The organism is Hyphomicrobium sp. MC1 (assembly GCF_000253295.1).
Classification (GTDB): Bacteria; Pseudomonadota; Alphaproteobacteria; order Rhizobiales; family Hyphomicrobiaceae; genus Hyphomicrobium_B.
Genome location: NC_015717.1, coordinates 3237768 through 3259371, shown reverse-complemented (window position 1 = coordinate 3259371; position 21604 = coordinate 3237768). Strand labels below are relative to the sequence as shown.

The window sequence follows — 21604 nt, the reverse complement described above, 5'->3', positions numbered from 1 at the left end:
GCGGACTAAAGCTGATTGGAATTCGGATATGAAATGAGATTATTTCCGACGATTAGCAAACGAGTGCTCATAAGAACGCGACGAATGGTGCGATACCCAGAGCAAATTACTTTCTGTCATGGCAATATCGCGGAATAGCCAATTTCGGATATCAATTGAGGCAAATATTCCAGCAATTCTCGCCCTCGTACTCGAATGTCGGCGAGCACCTGCGCATATCATAATATGGATATTTCTTTTGGTTCTGACTATGCTGTCCGAATAGATGCGAAAGGCAACAAGCCAAAACAGTAGGCAATTTATTTGCTGAGAAATTGTTGCCGAAGGAATACGGCGCAGCGTACCGAAAATGCACGCAAAGCGAAAAATTCGCGGCGCTATGCGTCCTCACCCGCACGCACTTCCTGAAACAGCTCATCGAGGATTCGGCTCTCCAGCTTGCCGACTTCGACCGATCCGCGAGAGCGAGGTCGCGGTATATCGACCGTAAGATCGAGCTTGACGGTGCCGTTTTCAATGAGCAGTACACGATCAGCAAGCGTGATCGCTTCGGCGACGTCATGAGTCACTAGCAAGGCGGTGAATCCTTGGTCGCGCCACACATGCTCGAGCAGTTTCTGCATAGAGATCCGCGTCAGCGCATCGAGCGCACCCAGCGGCTCGTCGAGCGCCAGGATCTGAGGCCGGGAGACGAGTGCGCGAGCAAGAGCAACCCGCTGGCGTTGTCCTCCGGAGAGTACCGACGGCCATTCTTCTCGGCGGTCCCCGAGGCCGACTTTTTGAAGGGTGGCAAGAGCCAGCTCTCGCGCGCCGGACGAACGCCGATCGCGACCTAGTCCAACCTCAACATTGGAAATGACGCGCGCCCAAGGGAGCAGACGAGGTTCTTGGAACATGACGCGGACGGTGTGTTCATCCCACGCCGCCTTCGAATCTGCTCCGAACCAGAATTCGCCACCTGAGGGCCGATCGAGGCCGACAATCAATCGGAGAAGGGTGCTCTTTCCACATCCGCTCTTGCCGACAATGGCAACAAACTGACCCGCCGGGATATGGAAATTCAGTCCGTTCAGAACTTCGCGGTCTTTGAAGGATATGCGAAGATTCCGCACTGTCAGACTGAGGCCAGGGACGTAAGACACGGCGTCACGATGAGAGGCCGTCCAATTTACTATGGCGTCGTCGTCAGCCAAGCGTATCGAATCCATCATGGTCACTCGTGTGGCGTTGCTTGAAAGGACGGATGCCAGCTGAGGAAAGTCCGTTCGAGAAAACGCGCGGCGCCATCGGCAACTTTGCCTAGCAACGCGTAAATCAGGATACTGAGGACGACGACATCGACCAGCAAAAATTCGCGAGCCTGCATCGCCATGTAACCGATACCGGATGAGGCGGCGATGGTTTCGGCGACAATCAGTGTCAGCCACATGAAGCCAAGCGCATAGCGCAGACCGACAAAAATTGATGGCAACGCGCCCGGAAGGATGACCCGCGAGAAAAGCTCGGTGTTGGTCATTCCGTAGACACGGCCCATCTCGATGAGTTGCGGATCGACGGTGCGGATGCCGTGAAGTGTGTTGATGTAAATCGGAAAGAAAACGCCAAGGACGACAAGAAAGATTTTTGCTGTCTCGCCGATGCCGAACCAAAGGATGACCAGCGGAATCAATGCCAGATGAGGAACGTTCCGCACCATTTGAAGTAGCGTATCCGTTGTCTTCTCGGAATTTCGCGACAAGCCATTGGCCAAACCGAAAAAAAATCCGAGCGATCCACCGATCGCAAGACCGGTCATGGCGCGCAGAAAACTCACCGCCATATTGCTCCAAAGCTCACCGGTTCGCGATAGGTGCCATCCGGCGAGCGCGACGTCCGACGGCGCAGGGAGAATGCGGTTTGATATGAGGCCGGCCCGGCATGCACCCTCCCAAGTTATCAATAACGCTACGGGAAGTGCCCAGGGCCAAAGGACGTCGCGCCACCACGAGCCACCACGTCGCCAAATGCTCATGATTGCGATGCTTGCTTGAGTGCACTTGGACGAATGTCGTTGGCAATTGTCTCCCCGAACGGTCCTGTATTGACCGTGCCCCGTTCGACATGCCGCGCATGAGTCAAGGGAAGGAGCGGGAAGACCAGTTCGGTAAAGCGATAGGCCTCTTCGAGATGTGGGTAGCCCGACAGGATGAATGTCTCGATGCCTAGATCTCGATACTCCTTGATACGTGCAGCAACTGTTTCTGGATCTCCGACAAGTGCAGTGCCAGCCCCTCCGCGAACGAGGCCGACGCCTGCCCAGAGATTGGGACTGACTTCGAGGTTGCCCCGCTGTCCCTGATGGAGCGCGAGCATCCGCTGCTGGCCGACGGAATCGAGGCGAGAAAAAATCTTCTGCGCGGCGGCGATTGTCTCGTCGCTGACGTGCGAAATAAGCTCGTCAGCGGCTTTCCAAGCCTCGGCGGCGGTATCTCTGACGATGACATGGAGACGGATGCCAAATCGAACAGTTCGCCCCTTTGCCCCTGCCGCGGCTTTGAACAACGCTATCTTATTCGCGACGTCCTTTGGTGGCTCACCCCACGTTAGAACGACATCCGCGCTACGAGCCGCAACGTCGACGGCAGGAGCCGATGAGCCACCGAAATAAATAGGAAGCCCTCCCTCCTGCACGGGAGGAAAAAGCAGTCGGCTGTCCTCGAATTTGAGGTGCTTGCCCGAGTAGTTGACGGTCTCGCCCGCGAGGAGAGCCTTGAAAACGTCGAGAAATTCCTCGGTCACCTCGTAACGTTCCGTGTGATCGAGAAACAAACCGTCGCCTTTGTTTTCGACAGGGTCGCCGCCGGTCACGACGTTGATAAGTACGCGACCGTTGGAAATTCGATCAAGCGTTGCCGCCATTCGGGCGGCCACTGCAGCAGATACGAGGCCAGGCCGTGCGGCCACGAGAAAGTGCAGGCGCTCGGTCAACGGTGCGAGCGCCGATGCTACAATCCAGGAGTCCTCACAGCTGCGGCCCGTTGGAATGAGCACTCCGTAATAACCGAGATCGTCCGCGGCCTGCGCAATTTGGCGTAGGTATTTGAGGTCGACGCCGCGGCCGCCCAAGGCAGTGCCAAGGAAGCGGCCGTCTCCGTGCGTCGGTAAAAACCAAAGGACATTGATCCCTTCGGCATTGGACGAGCTCATGAACCTGCTCTCCAGACGATTTCATTCACCTTGATCGCCTTTGGCAGTAGACCAAGAGCATGGAACTGATCCGCAATGCTTTGCTGTTCTGCAATGACGGCATCGTCGAGCGGCTTGATCCCATAGGACTGGCGCACAAGTGCGGCTTCAAGGACGGGCGCAGGAATGCCGATCGGCGGGCTTAACTGGTCTGCCGCTGCTTTTGGATTGGATTTCACCCAGTCGTCGACTGCTTTCAATTCGTGCAACACGACGTCGATCGCCTTAGCGTTGGCATCCGCGTATGCCTTGCTCGCAAGGAAGAACTGGTGGTTTGAGACGATGCCCTTGCCGGTGGTGAGGACGCGCGCATTACCCGCAGCTTCAGCCGACGCATAGTAGGGATCCCAAATAGCCCAGGCGTCGACCTTTCCGCTTTCGAACGCAGCGCGCGCATCTGCCGGCGCAAGATGGACGGGTTCGAACTCGCCGTACTTGATACCGGCCTTCTCTAAAGCCTTGACCGCGAAATAATTCGAGTTGGATCCCTTGGCGTAGGCGACTTTCTTGCCTTTCAGCTCGGCGACCGATTTGATCGGGCTGTCCTTCGGGACGAGGATGGCCTCGCCATCGGGCGCTGGGGGTTCGTTCGCGATGTACACAATCGAACTTCCCGCGGCTTGAGCGAACACGGGTGGCGCTTCGCCGGTGTGGCCGAAGTCAATTGCACCCGCATTGATCGCCTCGAGCAACGGCGGTCCGAAGGGGAACTCAGTCCAGGTGACTTTATAGCCAATGGCTGCGAGTTTTGGCTCAAGCGTCCCTTTGGCCTTCAGAAGGATCGCGTTTCCGTACTTCTGATATCCAATGCGGATAACCTTGTCTTCGGCACGTGCGACGGGGCTTGCGATGTTGAGTGCTATCGCGCCCATGATCGCCAATCCAAATGTCCGACGGGTAAATTCCATTCTCTCTCTCCTTAAAAGAAGTGCTTTCTTCCAAACGCGAACGGCCGGACCACATCAGGAAATGTGCGTCCTCGTATTCGCGTTCAGGATTGTGGTGCATTCCAAACGGTGTCTTTTACGACGATCGGCCTCGGTATGAGGCCAAGCTTCAGGAAGCGATCAGCGAGACGCTGTTGCGATTCAATGATGTCTTCCGAAATTTTTCCGACCGCAAACGTCGACCGGTTTGCGGCAATCGTCTGGGTATGAAGGTCAAGCCCCGTTACTGCTGCGAGAGACTTTGCTACATCAGAACGGTGATCGTCGGCCCACTTCGCGGTTTCGTCCAGTCCATCGAGCGCTGCGCGTAATAGCTCAGCGTTGTCTTTGGCAAAGGCTTTGTTGGCGATGTAGAAAGAATTCGTCGTGGCGAGATCCGAAGGCTTCACGAGAATCCGGCCGCCATACTTGACTTCGCCAACCGCAAAGAACGGATCCCAGACCGTCCAGGCGTCGACGCTGTCGTTTCCGAAGGCCGCGGCGGCGTCAGGTGGGCTGAGATAGACAGGTTTAATATCGCCATAGGTGAGACCTGCCTTCTCGAGTGCGAGCAACACCACCGTGTGGGCACTGGACCCTTTGGTGAAGGTTATTCGTTTGCCCTTGAGATCAGCGAGGGTATGTATTGGCGAGTTCGCTTTGACAAGGATGCCTTGGCCGTTGGTAATCGCCTGACCGGCAACGTAAACGAGGTTTGCGCCCGCAGCCTGTGCGAAAATTGGCGGAGCATCCCCGACCTGGCCGAGATCGATACTTCCGGCTCCGAGCGCCTCCAGCAACGGCGGCCCCGAGCTGAACTCGACCCATTTGACCGTTGCGTTGAGCTTCGCCAGGCGTCGTTCGAGAATGCCCTGTTGGCGAGCGATGACGAGAATACCGTTCTTTTGATATCCGATACGGACTTCGTGTTGTGGTTCCGCGTGAAGACGGTGGCTTATCGGCCCTGCAACCAGCGCCGTCGCCAAGCCGACGGCTAGAAAACGCCTGCGATCCATAATCCCCTCAGCAAAGTTTTTTTTGTTCCCTAATGGCGGCTGAGGCTGCAGTCTGGAGAGACCATCGTCTACGAAGTTTTTTTGCGGTCGATATGCGTCGCTTGCTTATTCCTTTTCGTGGCAGACCAGAACCCCATGCGCCTTCCGCCGTTTTGGTGCTCGTGTGATGCTCTAAAAAGCTTATGAGCGATTTTTTGTTTGGACGGGGCCCGTAGAGACATAGTCTCGCAAGCACCAGCGCGATCAATGCGAGTGTGAAATGGTCGGCATTCAACAACACGAGTCCACTGCCAGACTTATTCGTACTGGAGCGGCGTATGCCGAATATCGGTTTGCCGATCGCGCCGAGATAGCGCCTCAATCGGATCTTCGGAGCGGGAGGAGACGCACAGAAACCTCCCCGATAACCGAGGACATATTTCGCGATTACGATTGGTCGCCGCTGATGCGCGTCGTTCCCGCTGGTCGATTCGTCATGGGCTCTCCAGAGGAGGAGTCGTTCCGAGGAGTGAACGAAGGCCCGAGGCATGAAGTCGTTTTCGAGAAGCCCTTTGCAATCGGGGTTTTTCCGGTGACATGCAGGGAATTCGCGCAGTTCGCGCAAACTATCGGCGAATGGATACCCGGAGCGTTTGAGTGGAACGGCTATGGAATGGAGCATCTTGAATCCGCGAGGTGGGATTGTCCCGGATTTCCTCAAGGTGACACGCATCCCGTCACGTGCGTGAACTTTGAAGATGCATCTCGCTACGTTGAATGGTTGACCGCGTTGACGGGTCGCCGTTATCGCCTGCCAAGTGAAGCGGAGTGGGAGTACGTTGCTCGGGCTGGCACCACGACCGCTTATTGGTGGGGCTCGGATATTTCGAACAGCTTTGCCCGCTATGACCACGACGTCGCGGCACGCGATAGTGCATTTGACCAAGTCCGAAACGGAACAGATTCCGTTTCCAGCTCAACCGCAAACCCTTGGGGTGTTTGCGACCAACTCGGTAACGTGTGGGAGTGGTGCGCGGACAGCTGGCATCCCAATTATGTGGGAGCTCCGTCAAACGGATCGGCTTGGACCGCAGAGCATTCCGATCGACGGATTTTGCGAGGCGGCTCGTGGAGCGGCGACGCCGACGTCTTGCGTTGTGCCCAGCGGCGCTGGGCGAATGAGCACAATCGTATGACGAACGTCGGTCTCCGAGTGGCGCTCAGCCTTTGACGGTAGGCGCCTCTGCTGAAGATCCAATTCTCAACAGAGCGCGGGCTCGCCAGTCCGGCGAAAGCCTAGAAAGCCCATCGGCGGGACAACGGCTGAGCTAGTCGTCGGCAATAGGCCTCAGGTCTCGAAGCGATGTTCGCCTCGCCGTCGAGATTGGGTTGCTTGGTGGCAACGCGTGTGTGCCCAGCTACGCAAAATCTGCAAAATGAATCGCGGCTGCGGTAATCGGGATGGCCCGCCTCACTGGCGGATTCGGCCTTGTGCATCCGTTAAAGCCGAGACAGTCAGTTAGGTCTCAAGAGCGACTGGCGAGTTGGCCAGAAGATGCAAAAGATTGAGCAGAAATCCGTTGCGCTTTTCAAAGTGAATATCCTCTTCACATGTTCTTCGTTTCTATGCATTTGCGCCCGCTTAAGAATGTCCCTCGAATGAATTAGGGGAATTTTGCAATGACGTTTCTGCGCCGCGCGAAAGCATGGACAGCTTTCGGATTTTTCTTGATCTTGGCTACAGCTGCTCACGCCGCCGACAAAGTGTCGGAAATCAAAATTGACTGGGCGACCTATAATCCCGTTTCCCTGGCGATCAAAGACAATGGAATACTTGAAAAAGAATTCGAAAAGGATGGCATCACCGTACGATGGGTCCAATCACTTGGGTCCAACAAAGCACTCGAGTTCCTGAACGCGAGTTCGCTTGATTTTGGCTCTACCGCAGGGGCGGCAGCGCTCATCGGTCGGATCAATGGTAATCCGATCAAGTCCATCTACGTTTATTCGAGGCCCGAATGGACCGCGCTCGTCACGCGGCCGGACACAGGCATTAACACGGTCGCCGATCTCAAAGGTAAGCGCGTTGCGGTAACGCGAGGCACCGATCCTCACATCTTTCTCATCCGAGCTCTGCAAGGGGCGGGCCTAACCGAAAAAGACGTAACCGTCGTAGTGCTTCAACACGGAGACGGCAAAGCAGCGCTTATTCGCGGTGACGTCGATGCTTGGGCAGGGCTTGACCCGTTGATGGCATCCGCAGAGATCGAAAATGGCGCGAAGCTCTTCTATCGGAATCGCGCTGCGAATACGTGGGGTATTCTCAACGTCCGCGAAGCCTTCGCCAAGGAGCATCCAGATCTCGTGAAACGCGTCCTTGCGGCCTACGAGAAGGCTCGTGAGTGGTCGCTAGCCCACCCAGCGGAATTGCAGAAGCTGCTCGTAACTGCGACGAAGCTTCCCGATGCGGTCATCGCCCAGCAACTCGGTGAGCGGACGGACCTTACCTTCTCGAAAATCGGACCGCCCCAAAAGGAGACGATAGTCGCTGCGGGTCTTGCGCTGCAGAAGGCGGGCGTGATTAAGCCGGATGTCGACGTGGTTGCTGCCACAGATGCGTTGATCGACTCGAAGTATTCGACCGCTTCCAATTGAGTTCCATGGCAGCTCTTGAGCAGCGCGAGATTCGGCTCCAGCAGGATCAGCGCATTTTGAAGCCGGGCGTCGGGTGGGCGCGAAGCCTATCCACGCCGCTCTGGGGGTTAGTGCTCCCCGTCGTTCTCGGCGTCGGATGGGAGTTGGCCGTGCTAGCCGGTCTCGTCGAAGGCCGCTTGGTGCCGCCACCTTCCAAAATATTCGAGACACTCTGGGAACTGGGCCGCAGTGGAGAGTTGTGGACTCATATAGTGGCGACCAGCTTGCGCGTTTTCGTCGGTTTCGGCGCCGGCGCGCTTGCGGGTACACTGTTCGGCGCGGCGGTTGGCTATTCGGTTGTCCTACGTCGGATCGCCGACCCGACCTTGCAAGCGCTTAGGGCGATCCCGTCGATTGCATGGGTCCCGCTTTTCATTTTGTGGTTCGGAATTTTTGAGAGTTCTAAGATCATTTTGATCGCGGTCGGCGTGTTCTTCCCCGTCTATCTCGGCGTACTTGGCGCTATCGCCTCCGTTGATCGCAAGATTGTGGAAGTTGGGCGGATTTTTCGTTTATCCCCGCTTGCCCTCACCCGCCGCGTGCTTCTTCCTTCGATTTTGCCTGCTTATGTCGTCGCGCTTCGCGGCGGCCTGGGACTAGGCTGGATGTTCGTCGTGGCAGCGGAATTTATGGGCGCGTCGGAAGGCCTGGGTTATCTCCTGGTCGACGGCCAGCAACTTGGAAAGCCGCAGCAGATTGTGGCGGCGACATTGGTCTTTGCGGTGCTAGGAAAAATATCCGACTGGTTGTTGTTGGCCGGGACGGCTCCTTTCTTGCGCTGGCAGGACACGCTTGCCAACAACGGCAGCTGAGAAATGCTTAAGACGCAAAAATTGGGAAAAACCTATCCCGGTGGGTTCGTTGCCCTCCAGGACGTGTCCCTGCAGATAGGGGATGGAGAAATCGCGTCAATCGTCGGTAGCTCCGGATGCGGTAAGAGCACCCTGCTTCGTCTTCTGGCGGGTTTAGATCGTCCTTCGACTGGTACTGTATGGATTGACGGCAAAGAACTCAATTCACCACATCCAGCGGTAGGGGTGATTTTTCAGGAGCCTCGTCTCATGCCTTGGTTGACGGTTCGGCAAAACGTGGGCTTCGGACTGTCTCATCTTCGTTCAAATGAGCGGCGGGATCGCATCGATACCGTCTTGGAACGCGTCGGGCTTCTCGACTACGGCCAACGGTGGCCGCGCGAACTTTCCGGCGGTCAAAGCCAGCGTGTGTCGATCGCTCGAGCTCTTGTCATGCAGCCGACGGTTTTGTTGCTCGATGAACCATTTTCGGCGCTTGATGCTTTCACACGTGTGGAACTTCAGGAACATTTGCTCGAGCTTTGGGCAGGAAGCAAACTAACGCTGGTGATCGTTACTCATGATATTGAAGAAGCAGTTGCGCTTGGAAGCCGCCTCTTTGTCCTGAAACCCCATCCCGGTCGCGTTGCTACAATTTTTGAAGTGCGTTTGGAAAGGCCACGGGACCGTATTTCGGCTCGGTTTGGCGAGGAAAAAAGAAAAGTGCTTGCCGCCTTGGATAGCTCACTTTTGGAACATCGAAAGATCGCCCCGTCCGATCGAGTTTGGGCAAAGTCCCAATAAGCTATGAGATTGCAGTATCGGGCGCGCGACAACTGACATTGTTTGAATGTTTGCCATCTTGCGCGCGACCGGCCTAGGTCGAATATTTCGAGTTCGACATCGCGATTGTGTGATAGGGGCCGTGACTGCACCCTCCCGTTCGCTGCAAGAAATTGGAAAAATTATTTGCCATGTTATCTCCGAATTCCCTGATTGAGTTGGCAGGCTTCATTGCGCTTCTCCTGTGGGGAACGCACATGGTACAGACAGGCGTTCAGCGAGCCTTTGGCGCGAACCTTCGTGCGATTCTGGGCAGCGCTCTGCGCAACCGCTTTCGGGCTTTTGTCGCAGGCCTCGGCGTAACCGCGCTCCTCCAGAGTAGCACGGCGACGGGCATGATGACCGCGGGCTTCACCGCCGGTGGCCTCGTCGAGCTTGTCCCCGCTCTTGCTGTGATGCTCGGTGCAAACGTCGGAACGACGCTGATCGTTCAGCTTCTTTCCTTCAACGTCGCTGCCTTGGCGCCGGCACTGATCCTTGTTGGCGTCGTGATGTTTCGGAGGGATACGACCATACTGGTGCACGACCTGGGCCGCCTGTTTATCGGTTTCGGGCTTATATTGCTCGCGCTGCACCAGTTGCTCCTTCTGATGACTGATTACGAGGATGCGCCGAGCTTGCGAATGCTGTTGGGGGCCGTCGCGACAAGTTACTGGCTCGATGTCCTGCTCGGCGCATTTCTCGCGTGGGCCGCGCATTCGAGTATTGCCGTTGTGTTGCTTATCATGTCGCTCGCCGCCAAAGACGCTGTGCCGCCCAACGCGGCGTTCGCGCTTGTAATTGGAGCGAACCTCGGTACGGCGCTCAACCCTCTGCTTGAGACGCCCGCAAGCGATGATCTGGCGGCGAAGCGACTTCCCGTGGGCAATCTCCTAACGAGAGCCATCGGCGGTGTGGTCGCACTGGCGCTGTTGGAACCGCTCGGAAACCTGATGGTGAGGTTTGAGCCCGACAACGCCAGGGCTGTGGCCAACTTCCACACATTCTTCAATCTCGCGATCGCGGCCGCGTTCTTGCCGTTCCTCGCGCAATACGCCGCCCTGCTTGAACGCTGGCTGCCGAAGCGCGAGGATCCGGAAGATCCAGCGCGCCCGCGCTATCTGGATCCTGCCGCAAAAGAGACCCCGATCGTCGCGCTCGGTGCCGGCTCGCGTGAAGCGCTGCGCCTCGCCGACGTACTGACACAGATGCTTCAAGGGGCGAAAGAGGTAATGGTTACGGGCAATCGCAGAGTCATGGTCGAAACCCGCCGACGCGACGACGTCATCGACCACCTGAATACGGCTATCAAAACCTATTTGACCTCGATCGATCCGGACGAGCTCAACGAAGCCGACCATCGCCGGCTCAACGAAATCATCACGTTTGTGATGAACATCGAGCAGGCCGGCGACGTCATCGATCGAAGCCTGCTGCCTCACCTTGCCAAGCGCATGAAGAGAGGTCTTGTCTTCAGCAAGGAAGATCAGGCGGACCTTATCGCGGTGATTGAACGGCTTTGCGCCAACGTCGGCATGGCGGCGTCCCTATTCATGACTGACGATCCGCGGACGGCCCACCTTCTGGCTAACGAAAAGGTGGCGTTCAGGGATGCTGAGGCTCGAGCGACGATTGCCCACGTCGAAACGATGCGGATTGGACAACTCGACAAAGTCCAGGCGACGGCACTTCATCTCGACCTGATGCGCGACATGAAGCTCTTGAACAGCCATATCGTCGCCGCTGCCGCCTATCCGGTTCTCGAGCGTTCCGGCTCGTTGCTACCGAGCCGGATTACAAAGTTGGACCTTTGAAGCCTTAAGCCGCCGCGTCTTTGCCGAGCCGCATAACGAAGACCGGGCAAGAACGGCTATTCGTCTCCGAGGAAATGCAGGATCGCAAAGTTGAAATGTTCCGGATCCTGGAGGAACGCAAAGTGGCTGGCATTCGGCAGGATCAGGAGACCAGCATGCGGGATTGTTGCCGCAATGTATTCAGTGTTCTCGCGCTTGATCGCCTCGTCGTGGTCTCCGTCAACGACGAGGATCGGGGTATCGATCGTCTTGAGCTGCGCGTCGGTCCAGTTCGGCTGTTCCGCCCACATTTTGCTGATCTGATCGACGAAGGCGTTGTATTCTTTCGGCGTCGCCGAATGGACTTCGTACTCTTTTCCCGCGCGCTCGATGTAGGCCGCAAAGGTCGGGTTCTTCTCGACCCCCTCCTTGACGCCGGAAGTCACCGTATTGGCTGCGAACGCAAAGACTTTACCGACGCGATCCTTATGTCTCAGCGCAAGATCGATGCCGATGATGCCGCCATCGCTCCAGCCGACGATGTCAGCTTTCTGTATTTTCAAGACATCGAGCACCGCGACGACATCGTCTGCCATTAAATCGTAGCCATAGGGGCGACTGTCGCGCGTGCTGCGCCCATGGCCTCTGCTGTCGATCAAGATGACGGTGTGATGGGCCGCAACAGCGGGAACCTGAAGTCCCCAATAGTCAGTGTTCGCGAGCCCGCCATGTAAGAACACGACCGGCGATCCTTTGCCGTAAATGGCATAATGTAGACGGATGCCGTTCGCTTCGATCGTTCCGCTGCGGTCGGACGAAATGGGCGCTGGCGTAGGCGGTAGCGTCTCCCATCTCTCCGTCGCGGCGGATGGAGGAGCATGAGCCGACGCAACGAGCGCCGACAAAATCAAGAAGGCTGCGAAACGTTGCGGCCTGACCACGCGAATACCGATCATGGTGAAACTTCCAATGTCAAACCTGAGAGGCTGTTATCTGAGCGAAAAACGTGTCTAGAAAAGCTATAGCTCGACGCTCTCAGACCCTAACGAAGAAATCCTGCAAAGCATTTTTGCCAAGTGGGCGCCGTAACCCAAATTATGAATAATCGTAAATCAGCCGGCATGTGCGCGTCGCTGCGCATTAAAGCAGCTGTTTTCGGGTCGACGGAGTTTCAGATGTTCGCGCAGCGTCGTACCCTCGTAGTCGCGGCGAAACAATCCGCGTCGCTGCAACTCCGGGATCACGCGATCGACGACGTCATCGAGGCCACCTGGAACCCAAGGGAAAAGCACATTGAAGCCGTCGGAGCCTCTCCCTTCAAGCCACTCCTCCATTTGTGTGGCAATCGTGTCGGGAGTACCGACGAATGCAAGGCCGGCATAGCTTCCGGCCTTTTGCGCCAACTGACGGATGGTGAGATTCTTCGCCCGCGCGGCATCTACGAGGCGTTGACGCGTACTCCGGCTTGCGTTTGTCTCCGGGATCTCCGGTAACGGGCCGTCTGGATCGAAACCCGAGACGTCATAGCCGAGCTGGCTGTTGAGCGATCCAATCCCGCTGTCGTAATGAACGAGACTGTCGAGATGAGCCCTCTTCGCCTGCGCTTCCTCGACAGTATCTCCAACAACTATGAACGCAGCAGGGAGAATCTTCAGACTGTCGGGGGCGCGGCCGATTTTTTCCATGCGGGATTTGATGTCGGCGTAAAAGCGCTGTCCTGCCGCGAGGTTTGATTCCGCACCGAAGACGACTTCGGCCGTTTCGGCGGCGAGCTGACGGCCGGCCTCGGATGCGCCAGCCTGCACGATGACTGGCCAGCCTTGAATGGGTCGCGCAATGTTGAGGGGCCCGCGTACCGAAAGCTCGGGGCCTTTATGGTTGAGGACATGGAGGCGTTCCGGGTCGAAGAAAATTCCGGTCTCGATATCACGGATGAAGGCATCGTCGGCAAAACTATCCCAAAGGCCGGTCACGACATCGAAGAATTCGCGCGCGCGAACGTAACGGGCATCGTGATCGAGCTCCGAGTCGTAGCCGAAGTTGAGAGCCGCCTCAGGATTAGCCGTCGTTACGATGTTCCAACCAGCACGGCCGCCGCTGATGTGATCGAGCGACGCGAACCGGCGGGCGATGTGAAACGGCTCATCAAACGTCGTAGACGCAGTCGCGACGAGGCCGATGCGCGTCGTGGAGGCGGCGAGTGCCGAGAGTAGCGTGAAGGGTTCGAACGAAGTCACCGTGTGGCTGCGCTTCAAAGCGGCTATCGGCATATTTAGAACGGCAAGATGATCGGCCATGAAAAAGGCATCGAACTTCGCCGCTTCAAGTCTTTGAGCGAAACGCTGTAGGTGCCCGAAGTTGAAATTGGCATCGGGATATGCCCCAGGATAGCGCCATGCGCCGGTGTGAATGGTGACGGGACGCATGAAGGCGCCGAGATGTAATTGACGACCCATGGGATGCTTTCCAGTACAGCAGCTATCGCAGCCAGGCTACCACGCAAGCGCCAGCGTCGTTCCTGAGAAGGAACGTCGCGCCTGGTTCCGAAAAGGAGTTAGCCTGAGTCCGGCGGCAATGAGCGACCTCACCAATCGGATCGCGGCTTGTGCCCACTTCGGCCGGAGCGAATACGAGGAGATTAAGCGTCGCACCGTCAAACGGAGACGCCAATAACTTCAAGACAGCAGCGTGACTTTCGATACGATGAGCCGCAAACTCTCTTAGTTCAAACTCTCGGCTGTCCCAGCAACAGCGGCGGAGGCCACGTACAGCCTCAGGCGGTGAATTTCAAAGTGGTGCCGACGTAGGCACGGATAAGCCTCTCAGGCGCTCGGGCACGCGCGCGCTCGTAGAACGCCTCGCCACTGCAATGCAGCGGTATGATATGCGCCACATCCAGATTCAGTAACCCGTCCAACGTCTCTTCGACGTAGGCGGCGTTATGGGGCGCCAGATGAAATCCTCCAATCACAGCATGCACTTGCTTGATGCCCGAGATTTTCTGCGCTTGGCGTATAGAATTAAGAACTCCCCGGTGGCCGCACGACGTCAGGACGACCAAGCCCTTATCGCGAACGTGATAGGCGGTAGCGATCTCATGGTGGAAATCGTCGGGATGCGCGCCATCGCCGCGAAGGGAAGCGGGCAATTGCCCGGCTGGACAGCCGTTGCGGGCACTGTCAAGTCCAACCTCGAACTGCGTAGGTGAAAGCACCTTTTCAAAACCCGATTGAGGTATCTGTCCAGTACTCAGCGCATGGTTAGCTATCAAAGTCGGCGCATCAGATGACACAGCGCGAACTGGGCTAGCAGATAGAGCAACACGGTCAATCACGCCGTAATTCTTGCCGTTACGAACATACCGCCGGGCGCAGAACACTTCCGCGTCACCCAAATACAACGGGATGTCAAACTTTAGAACATTCTTGTTCTTTTCCAAAAACCCGTCGAGTCCACCGAAGTGATCATAATGCCCATGACTGAGCACCAGTGCATCGATCTGAGCGACATCGATGCCTAGCAGGTCGAGATTGTTATTCAGTGCGTCTGACGTGTACCCAAAATCGACCAACACTCGTTGAACTTGTTCTCTCTGTCGCGACTCAGCGTACAGCGACAACCCAAACTCCCCGATCAGCGCCTTATGAGGAGGGGCGTTTTCCGATAGAAAATGTCCAGGTCTGATAACTTCGACATCCCCTTCCTTACCGCTTTTGGCGAGCGCATAGGACAGTCCGTCGGTGACGACACGAATCTCCAGCGCGTCCAGTGCCGGCGGGGTAATCGTTGGACTGTCTGCAGAAAAAGCGTTCGCTCGAGGCATCAGTAACGAGAGTGTGCCCGCGCTTGTGCCGGCCAGCAAAGCGCGCCGATCAATGCGGCCCCGACTATTCTGCATCTTGGTATTTCTCCGCTGTGTGGTGAAGGCTAGCCGGGCGCGATAGAAGCGCGCTGTAGCATTGCGCTGCTCGCGCAAACGTTCAGCAAGAAAGGCAACGGCAGTCAAAGCAGAAATCTCGAAATGCTTTCAGCTTGAGTTCATCGGACGCGCTGCCACACAGAACTGTTCTCGATCACTCGGCTAAGCGAGAGGACCGTTTTGAAGCTTGAGAGGAAATTCGCGGTTGCATACATGGCAACTTCAAGTGCGAGGGCCTTGAACGCCGACGTTATGCCTGCGGGTCTCCGTCGTGCCAGCGCGCATGATGATGTGCGTGCGTCGGTAGGTATGCGCCAAGTTTGAAGAGCGTATCATAGTATTCGGTATCGATATGCTGCGCCTGCAGGTACATCAGGATATAGACCGACGGGACCGTCGCCGGAAATTTTCCGAACGTGTCGTACATGTACTGCGCCTGTAAGGCGATGAGACGCTTGAAGCGTTCATCGTGAAGTTGTGCGCTTGCGCGTACGGTGGGGCTATCTTTCCAAGGTCCCGGCGTTTCGGGATTGAAGGGGCCGCCAGGGCCAAATTTGCGCACGACGAGCGCTTCGACCGCTTCGCGGAGATCTTTGTAGTGCGGCGGCGTAAATGCGGTAAAGACGCCTTCGAGACCAGTCGGGTTTGGCTGAGGCCATCTCGGATCGGTGTCGTATCGAAAGCCAAGGCCTGGAACTTGAGGATCACCGCTGGCGCCTAGAATCGTCAGCCGGTCGATGCCGTCATAGATCCATCCGCCAAGACCGAGCGCCTGCAATAGTAGCTGCCCGGCGAACGGGCCGATCGCCAGCTCGGCGGAAAGCTCCGCCAACGAATATTGGTCAAGGAACGAAAGCGGATAGGGATTGTCGACATCGACGATGTCTCTGAACTCTTCAATTCCGGGAATTTTTCGTTTGTTGATATCGTCGTAAATCGTGAAGCCGTTCTGCGCATAGAAAGCGATGTTGAGCAGAACATGCTGTGCGAGATCGCCGACCGGAAAGACCAGTAGTGAGCCACGCGCATTGCCGACCCACGTGTTATGCCCCTCCATATAGGGCTCGCGGTTGGGGATATGAATACGCTTGTCCGAGAGTTTGCGGATTTGCGATTTATGCGCCGCGAGCAGCCGCTCAAGCTCGACGTTACCCTCAACGTCGCGTTCGACCGGCACCGGCGTATCGCGGGTTTCAAAAATATAGGTGCCGCTGTCGTCGGTGAAGAAAACTTCGGCAGTGTGGAATCCTGCCGCCGATGGAAACGTCCTCCCGCCAGCCGCGCCGGGATAATTCGAAAGGTGAGGTGCATAACGATCGTGCCTCGTGACGCTCTCGTGCCAGCCCGTTTTTCCCGCGACAGTCGTAACAAGGAGGAGCCGTTCGAGTTCGGACAACGGTTCGGGTTTGAAGCGGGACTTATATTTGAGCGTTCCATCAGGAATTTCCGCCCCGCGAAGAAATCGGCGCGAGCGGCGCTGAAAGAGCGCGGCCGTCAAAGGATAGCGGACAAGTTCTTTCAACGCCTCGCGCTCGTGATCCGAGAGAAGAAGTTTATTCTCGCTTTGGGATGAGGCCTGAGCATCTTTGAGGGCTGTGATTGTCATGTCTTTGGTCCTGGTTGAATCGCAGTGAGTGCTGACGATTGCCTGCACTCACTGCGGTAAATGCTAGCGGCGTTCGGATTTAAGCGCTACTCGGCGCACCTCCGTTGACAGGCAATTGAGCGGCGCTCTCGCTGTTGCGGATGTCCTCGGCGAAACTAGGAGATGTGAAGCGGAGTATGGCGAACCAGAGAGCGCCCAAACCGAGGTACGCCAGAAAAGCGTACGGCAACCAGCTATAAGGTGCATCGGGCAAAGGATAAAGATTTCCCGCAAGAGCGATTACCAGCAGAACGATCGCGGCGGCCGCAGCCAAGGTTGAACCGATGCCGAGCTTGCGATGGTGATAAAGATACACCGGGGCCGCTATGGATACCAATATGTAAGCCAGTATGAAGCCGTACGATGCAAACGATCCGATCCAGCCGAAAATGTCAAATACGGCTGTACCTCTTATTGCGAGAACCGCGGCTGGAATAAAGGTGAAGACCGCTATGAGCGTAATGGCGATATGCGGTGTTCGGTTGGTGGAGTGCGCACTTCCGAGGGACGAATGAAAGACGCCGTGACGCCCCAGTTGAAAGAGAATTCGTGCGCCAGCGTTGATGGACGCCAAAGTGCACGCGAAAAAGCTGATTGCAGCTCCCAGATCGATCAAGTGCTTGAGAGCACCAAAGCCGGACTTGTCCGCCAGGACGTGGAGTGGGGCGCTGCTCTTGTCCAGCGTCTCGGCGTTGCCATGGAAGCCCAAGACGAGAACGTATGAAGCGAAGACGAAGAAGAGACCAACGGACACCGCACTGCGAATGATTGCGGCGGGAATAGTGCGCAATGGGTCTTTGGCTTCCGATCCGAGCGACGCCGAGCTTTCAAAGCCAACGAAGCTGAAAAGCGCGAGCACCAGGCCGAGGCGGATTTGGTCGGCCGTTACGCCTTCGAGATGAAGCTGCGCGGTATCGATGTGTGTCGGCGCTTTGATAAGCGTGGCGATCAAGATGAAGAGGATGAGGCCGACGGAAGCAAACTCCAGAACCAGGGTCGTGCGCGTTGAAAGCTGAATGTCCCGGTAGGCGAGCAGCCAAGATCCTAAAACCGCCGCTGCAATCAAGAAAACCGGAGGTATCTCAACCCCCAACAAATCGTGGAGAAGAACATTGGTGTAATTGGTGAAACCGCCGGTTACAGCGGCGCCGGTTCCGACATATGCGGCGAGTAATGCCCATCCGGCGATGAGACCTGCCCACGGACCAAGTCCTGTCTTTGTGTAGGCATAGAGGGATCCCGGTGAGGCTATACGGCGCGCGAACGAATTGACATTATAAGCGACCAGGATGATCCCAATCGTTGCGATCAGATAAATGAGCCACGTCGCATTTCCTCCGAGACCAAACACCAGCGGTATCACGAGCGTTGGTGTTGCAGTCGGAGCGATGTTGCCAATCGATTGAGCTAGGGATTCCAGAGGCGAAAGCGTCTGACTTCTAAGATCATGCCGACCAACGATTGTATTTTCCACCATAGCCCGCTCCTTCATGATCGTGCTTCAAAATTGAACGGCGCATAGGTGGAACACGGGGTAGGCATTGAGAACAAAGTTATTTTGCGAAGCAATTATACAGTGAGAAAATGATGCGACTGCAGTAATGCGCTCGCCGTAGAAATTGAGCAGGGAAGCATAAGCATATCGAATATTCTTCGTAGACCATTTCGGTTCGAACTATATGTACCCGCGCTGGACGACGCGCGCGGTGTCCAACTCAACAGAGACTTTGGAAGCCTTCGTCTCCATCTGGCAAATTCTCAAGATGCAACAGGCATAGCGCCCTTTCCAACGGAGAGCGCGCGGGAGTGCATCCCATTTATATGCGGAGACAGCAATGACGACGGATTCGGTCACCGGCTATGGTGAGGCCAAAACATTCCATCTTTGGGTCTTTTCGGACGCGCATGTCGCGACAGACCGTGCGGTATCCGCGGCTATCCGCAATGGCATGGGGTTCATCCCACCAGCGGGCTATCCGGAGACCCTTGCTACGGCACTTCGGCAATCAGAGGAGGGTGGAGAGCTCGGAGGCCCGCCGTTTCGTTGGGATATCGCGCTCGATCTCGGAGACAATGCCGGGCTTTGGGATTTGCCGAGCGATGAACAAGGCCGAGAAGTCGTGCGGCAGTTGGGCGTGCTGAAGCATCACAAGCGCGAGCAGATTTATCCCGTCGCGGGCAATCACGATGCATCGCCCGGCAGCGCGGCTTCGAGCCAAGGGAAACCTGAAAACTGGTGGTTCCGGAAATGGATCGATCCGCTGGGCGAAAACCCCGACAGCTCGAACGTTGATATCCGGTACCGCCCGTACCCAATCGAAGGTACTTGGGAGCGCTACTCTTTCAAGGTTGGAAATCTCAATTTTTTGATGATGAGCGACCGCAACGATCTGCCGTATCCGGTAGGCCGGCAGGAATTTGGCGGAGGTTCACCGGCGGGCGCTGTAACCCGCGAAACATGGGACTGGTGGAAGGAGAAAGTCGAACGCGCACGCGGCGAGATCGTTATCAGCTGTCATCACCACATGTTGCGCGAGACCACCGTAGCGTCGGGCGATTTCGAGGGCGTAGCGCGTTATCCGGACGGCCGCTTCCGTCATGGCCGGTATCACGGTGTCGACGGCGTGCCGGAAGGTGCATCCTATCTCTATTTCGTGGATGATGAGCCGAAGGCCCAGAAGTTCGAAACGTATCTCGAACGAAATCCAGGTTCAGTCGATATTTGGCTTGGGGGCCATACGCATACTTTCCCCGACGATGTCGTCAACGGACGTCGTCATGTCGAACGCAAGTGGGGGACGAATTTTGTCAACTGCGCGCAGCTTTCGAAATACCATTCTTTCGTCACCTGTCCGCCGATGAGCCGCCACTTCACGTTCACGGCCGGATCGCGCCTGGTTCGGGTCCGCCTCTATTTGCATGACGACAGTTATGCGCCGCAGGGTTGGTATGCATCAGCCGAACGCGTTTTAGAACTGAGTAAGCCGTTCGTTCCAGCTTGAGAAGCGCGACAAGATAGAAGTCAAATTCTCTGATAACGATAGCACTATTTCTTCGTTCTATGTTGGTGTGGACGGTCCTAAGTCGACACCTCCACGCTTGCAGTGAGCATTCTGGTGACGCGAAGCGCCTACTCCGGTTCCTTTGGCGGCGCGGCGCAAAGCGCCCCCAAACTGCATCTGATCAATCAAGGCGTTTCAGATCCGAGAGAAGAAAATCTTCACTCTAACCTGAAGCGCCTTGAGTTGGATCATGTGACGGTCGATTTTGGTAATCGGCCGTGGCCCGCGGTACAGGACGCATCGCTCTCTGTCGCGGCCGGGGAATTTGTGGCCTTGCTCGGCCCCAGCGGTTGCGGCAAGTCCACTTTGCTGAACGTATTTGCAGGGTTTCTGCGCCCGACGGCCGGCCAAGTGAATCTTGATGGCCAACCGTTGCGGGGCGCGTCCGCGAAGTGCGGGGTTGTTTTTCAAAAGCACTCGCTTTTTCCTTGGAAGACCGTGCTCGAGAACGTCGCATATGGGCCTCGCCGCCTTGGGATGACCGACCCCGTCGGCATTGCTAGAGGGCTTCTTCAGATAGTCGGCTTGGGCGACGTCGCCAATGCTTGGCCCGCAAGCCTTTCGGGAGGCATGCAACAGAGGGTAGGAATTGCTCGTGCGCTGGCAACGCGGCCTCCCGTCCTGCTGATGGATGAACCCTTTGGTGCACTTGACGCGCAGACTCGCGTACTCATGCAAGAGGAACTGCTGTCAGTCTGGGAGAAGTTTCGTCCGACGGTCGTATTCGTCACGCATGACATAGAAGAAGCCATCTTCCTGGCCGATCGCGTCGTCGTGATGCAATCGATGCCAGGGCGCGTGGCTAAGGAATTCGATGTACCGTTCGCTCGGCCGCGTGTCCCGGAGATTATGGATAAGCCCGTATTCATCGAGCTTCGCCGGGAGATCTCCGACATCATTCGCGTCGAAGCGCGTAAAGCCTTCCGATGAGAGCGCGCTTTCTTTGGCTCGGTCGCACTGGCTCTGTAGCAGCGACATTGATCCTCGGCGCAACCGGGATTGTATTTTTCATCGCACTATGGACGCTGGTCTCTGCACGGCTGAATAACGCGGTTCTTCTGCCATCACCTTTGGCCGTCATCGAAAGTTACCGACAGCTCGTTGCCGACGGTTCTCTGCTCACAGACGTCCACGCCAGCATCGTCCGCGTTTTTGCCGGCTTTGCGATAGCGTCAATCATCGCCGTACCGCTTGCGCTCGTGTTGGCCCATTCACGCATACTGCGTGGTATCGTTATGCCCCTCATCGCGCTGCTGCGTCCAATTCCCCCGATCGCGTGGATACCATTGGCAATTCTGTGGATGGGATTGGGCGATCCGCCCAGCTACTTCATCACAGCTGTCGCTGCGTTCTTTCCGATTTTTCTAAACGCATTCGTTGGGGGAACTTCGCTTCAACACGAGCATGTGAATGCGGCTCGGTCGCTTGGAGCCAGCACCCCATCGCTTCTCGTGACGGTGATGCTGCCATCGGCGCTCCCAATGATCGTGACGGGGTTGAGAATAGGACTAGGGCAAGCATGGATGGCAGTCGTTACTGCGGAACTCATCGCTGCTCAATCCGGGCTCGGTTACATGATCCAGATTAGTCGTCTCGACCTTGAGACGGCGCGTGTCCTCGTGGGGATGACCGTCATAGGACTGCTCGGAGCCGTAATGATTGGAACGCTCGGCGTCGTTGAACGTCGTCTGATCGTACCTTGGAATTATCAGCGCTAAATTGGGGATTAGAA

General features: G+C 56.5%; 18 protein-coding genes. 8 read left to right on the top strand and 10 right to left on the bottom strand.

What is annotated here, in order from left to right; genetic code table 11:
* Nucleotides 1-377: 377 nt before the first annotated feature.
* The 5 genes from HYPMC_RS15765 to HYPMC_RS15745 all read right to left on the bottom strand — a co-directional run bounded on the left by HYPMC_RS15765 (nucleotide 378) and on the right by HYPMC_RS15745 (nucleotide 5167).
* The gene (locus HYPMC_RS15765) at nucleotides 378-1211 is read right to left on the bottom strand and encodes an ATP-binding cassette domain-containing protein (protein WP_013949016.1); all 834 of its coding nucleotides are present in this window, start codon (nucleotides 1209-1211) and stop codon (nucleotides 378-380) included.
* Nucleotides 1212-1213: 2 nt separating this feature from the next.
* A complete protein-coding gene (locus HYPMC_RS15760) occupies nucleotides 1214-2011 on the bottom strand; it encodes an ABC transporter permease subunit (RefSeq protein WP_013949015.1) in 798 nt (265 codons plus the stop codon).
* Nucleotides 2008-3186, bottom strand: coding sequence for an FMNH2-dependent alkanesulfonate monooxygenase (gene ssuD, locus HYPMC_RS15755; protein WP_013949014.1), 1179 nt, complete (start codon nucleotides 3184-3186; stop codon nucleotides 2008-2010). The genes HYPMC_RS15760 and ssuD overlap by 4 nt, the downstream gene beginning before the upstream one ends.
* Nucleotides 3183-4133, bottom strand: coding sequence for a sulfonate ABC transporter substrate-binding protein (locus HYPMC_RS15750; protein WP_013949013.1), 951 nt, complete (start codon nucleotides 4131-4133; stop codon nucleotides 3183-3185). Before HYPMC_RS15750 ends, ssuD begins: the two co-directional genes overlap by 4 nt.
* An 83-nt stretch (nucleotides 4134-4216) precedes the next feature.
* Nucleotides 4217-5167 carry a sulfonate ABC transporter substrate-binding protein gene (locus tag HYPMC_RS15745; protein WP_013949012.1) on the bottom strand — a complete coding sequence of 317 codons (951 nt, stop codon included), beginning with the start codon at nucleotides 5165-5167 and terminating at the stop codon, nucleotides 4217-4219.
* Nucleotides 5168-5426: 259 nt separating this feature from the next.
* Here HYPMC_RS15745 and HYPMC_RS25085 point away from each other — a divergent pair, with 259 nt between their 5' ends.
* The 5 genes from HYPMC_RS25085 (at nucleotide 5427) to HYPMC_RS15720 (ending at nucleotide 11267) form a co-directional block, all read left to right on the top strand.
* Nucleotides 5427-6377, top strand: coding sequence for an SUMF1/EgtB/PvdO family nonheme iron enzyme (locus tag HYPMC_RS25085; RefSeq protein ID WP_013949011.1), 951 nt, complete (start codon nucleotides 5427-5429; stop codon nucleotides 6375-6377).
* 449 nt (nucleotides 6378-6826) lie between these two features.
* Nucleotides 6827-7801 (top strand): aliphatic sulfonate ABC transporter substrate-binding protein, encoded by a 975-nt coding sequence (locus tag HYPMC_RS15735; protein ID WP_013949010.1) that lies wholly within the window; start codon nucleotides 6827-6829, stop codon nucleotides 7799-7801.
* A 5-nt stretch (nucleotides 7802-7806) separates the two neighbouring features.
* A complete protein-coding gene (locus HYPMC_RS15730; protein WP_013949009.1) occupies nucleotides 7807-8652 on the top strand; it encodes an ABC transporter permease in 846 nt (281 codons plus the stop codon).
* A gap of 3 nt (nucleotides 8653-8655) precedes the next feature.
* The gene (locus HYPMC_RS15725) at nucleotides 8656-9435 is read left to right on the top strand and encodes an ABC transporter ATP-binding protein (RefSeq protein WP_013949008.1); all 780 of its coding nucleotides are present in this window, start codon (nucleotides 8656-8658) and stop codon (nucleotides 9433-9435) included.
* 170 nt (nucleotides 9436-9605) lie between these two features.
* On the top strand, nucleotides 9606-11267 hold the full coding sequence (locus HYPMC_RS15720) for a Na/Pi cotransporter family protein (RefSeq protein ID WP_013949007.1): 1662 nt from the start codon (nucleotides 9606-9608) through the stop codon (nucleotides 11265-11267).
* A 56-nt stretch (nucleotides 11268-11323) separates the two neighbouring features.
* Here the strand turns inward: HYPMC_RS15720 and HYPMC_RS15715 are convergent, their stop codons facing one another.
* The 5 genes from HYPMC_RS15715 to HYPMC_RS15695 all read right to left on the bottom strand — a co-directional run bounded on the left by HYPMC_RS15715 (nucleotide 11324) and on the right by HYPMC_RS15695 (nucleotide 18287).
* The gene (locus tag HYPMC_RS15715; protein ID WP_013949006.1) at nucleotides 11324-12202 is read right to left on the bottom strand and encodes an alpha/beta fold hydrolase; all 879 of its coding nucleotides are present in this window, start codon (nucleotides 12200-12202) and stop codon (nucleotides 11324-11326) included.
* A gap of 156 nt (nucleotides 12203-12358) precedes the next feature.
* Complete coding sequence (locus tag HYPMC_RS15710; protein ID WP_013949005.1) at nucleotides 12359-13702, bottom strand: LLM class flavin-dependent oxidoreductase; 1344 nt, start codon at nucleotides 13700-13702, stop codon at nucleotides 12359-12361.
* Between the two features lie 317 nt (nucleotides 13703-14019).
* Complete coding sequence (locus tag HYPMC_RS15705) at nucleotides 14020-15252, bottom strand: MBL fold metallo-hydrolase (RefSeq protein ID WP_050976808.1); 1233 nt, start codon at nucleotides 15250-15252, stop codon at nucleotides 14020-14022.
* Between the two features lie 163 nt (nucleotides 15253-15415).
* Nucleotides 15416-16771 (bottom strand): hypothetical protein, encoded by a 1356-nt coding sequence (locus HYPMC_RS15700; protein ID WP_013949002.1) that lies wholly within the window; start codon nucleotides 16769-16771, stop codon nucleotides 15416-15418.
* Between the two features lie 79 nt (nucleotides 16772-16850).
* Nucleotides 16851-18287 (bottom strand): APC family permease, encoded by a 1437-nt coding sequence (locus tag HYPMC_RS15695; protein ID WP_013949001.1) that lies wholly within the window; start codon nucleotides 18285-18287, stop codon nucleotides 16851-16853.
* A 358-nt stretch (nucleotides 18288-18645) separates the two neighbouring features.
* Between HYPMC_RS15695 and HYPMC_RS15690 the strand changes: the two genes are divergently transcribed.
* The 3 genes from HYPMC_RS15690 to HYPMC_RS15680 all read left to right on the top strand — a co-directional run bounded on the left by HYPMC_RS15690 (nucleotide 18646) and on the right by HYPMC_RS15680 (nucleotide 21590).
* Nucleotides 18646-19812 (top strand): metallophosphoesterase, encoded by a 1167-nt coding sequence (locus HYPMC_RS15690; RefSeq protein ID WP_013948999.1) that lies wholly within the window; start codon nucleotides 18646-18648, stop codon nucleotides 19810-19812.
* Nucleotides 19813-19914: 102 nt separating this feature from the next.
* Entirely contained in the window at nucleotides 19915-20802 is an 888-nt protein-coding gene (locus tag HYPMC_RS15685; RefSeq protein ID WP_013948998.1) for an ABC transporter ATP-binding protein, read from the top strand.
* Nucleotides 20799-21590, top strand: coding sequence for an ABC transporter permease (locus HYPMC_RS15680; protein ID WP_013948997.1), 792 nt, complete (start codon nucleotides 20799-20801; stop codon nucleotides 21588-21590). Before HYPMC_RS15685 ends, HYPMC_RS15680 begins: the two co-directional genes overlap by 4 nt.
* Nucleotides 21591-21604 lie beyond the last annotated feature (14 nt).

Bases quoted from the DNA above. Each gene is read 5' to 3' on its own strand.
- HYPMC_RS15765 (WP_013949016.1), bottom strand. From the start codon at position 1,211: ATGATGGATTCGATACGCTTGGCTGACGACGACGCCATAGTAAATTGG.
- HYPMC_RS15760 (WP_013949015.1), bottom strand. From the start codon at position 2,011: ATGAGCATTTGGCGACGTGGTGGCTCGTGGTGGCGCGACGTCCTTTGG.
- ssuD (WP_013949014.1), bottom strand. From the start codon at position 3,186: ATGAGCTCGTCCAATGCCGAAGGGATCAATGTCCTTTGGTTTTTACCG.
- HYPMC_RS15750 (WP_013949013.1), bottom strand. From the start codon at position 4,133: ATGGAATTTACCCGTCGGACATTTGGATTGGCGATCATGGGCGCGATA.
- HYPMC_RS15745 (WP_013949012.1), bottom strand. From the start codon at position 5,167: ATGGATCGCAGGCGTTTTCTAGCCGTCGGCTTGGCGACGGCGCTGGTT.
- HYPMC_RS25085 (WP_013949011.1), top strand. From the start codon at position 5,427: ATGGTCGGCATTCAACAACACGAGTCCACTGCCAGACTTATTCGTACT.
- HYPMC_RS15735 (WP_013949010.1), top strand. From the start codon at position 6,827: ATGACGTTTCTGCGCCGCGCGAAAGCATGGACAGCTTTCGGATTTTTC.
- HYPMC_RS15730 (WP_013949009.1), top strand. From the start codon at position 7,807: ATGGCAGCTCTTGAGCAGCGCGAGATTCGGCTCCAGCAGGATCAGCGC.
- HYPMC_RS15725 (WP_013949008.1), top strand. From the start codon at position 8,656: ATGCTTAAGACGCAAAAATTGGGAAAAACCTATCCCGGTGGGTTCGTT.
- HYPMC_RS15720 (WP_013949007.1), top strand. From the start codon at position 9,606: ATGTTATCTCCGAATTCCCTGATTGAGTTGGCAGGCTTCATTGCGCTT.
- HYPMC_RS15715 (WP_013949006.1), bottom strand. From the start codon at position 12,202: ATGATCGGTATTCGCGTGGTCAGGCCGCAACGTTTCGCAGCCTTCTTG.
- HYPMC_RS15710 (WP_013949005.1), bottom strand. From the start codon at position 13,702: ATGGGTCGTCAATTACATCTCGGCGCCTTCATGCGTCCCGTCACCATT.
- HYPMC_RS15700 (WP_013949002.1), bottom strand. From the start codon at position 16,771: ATGACAATCACAGCCCTCAAAGATGCTCAGGCCTCATCCCAAAGCGAG.
- HYPMC_RS15695 (WP_013949001.1), bottom strand. From the start codon at position 18,287: ATGGTGGAAAATACAATCGTTGGTCGGCATGATCTTAGAAGTCAGACG.
- HYPMC_RS15690 (WP_013948999.1), top strand. From the start codon at position 18,646: ATGACGACGGATTCGGTCACCGGCTATGGTGAGGCCAAAACATTCCAT.
- HYPMC_RS15680 (WP_013948997.1), top strand. From the start codon at position 20,799: ATGAGAGCGCGCTTTCTTTGGCTCGGTCGCACTGGCTCTGTAGCAGCG.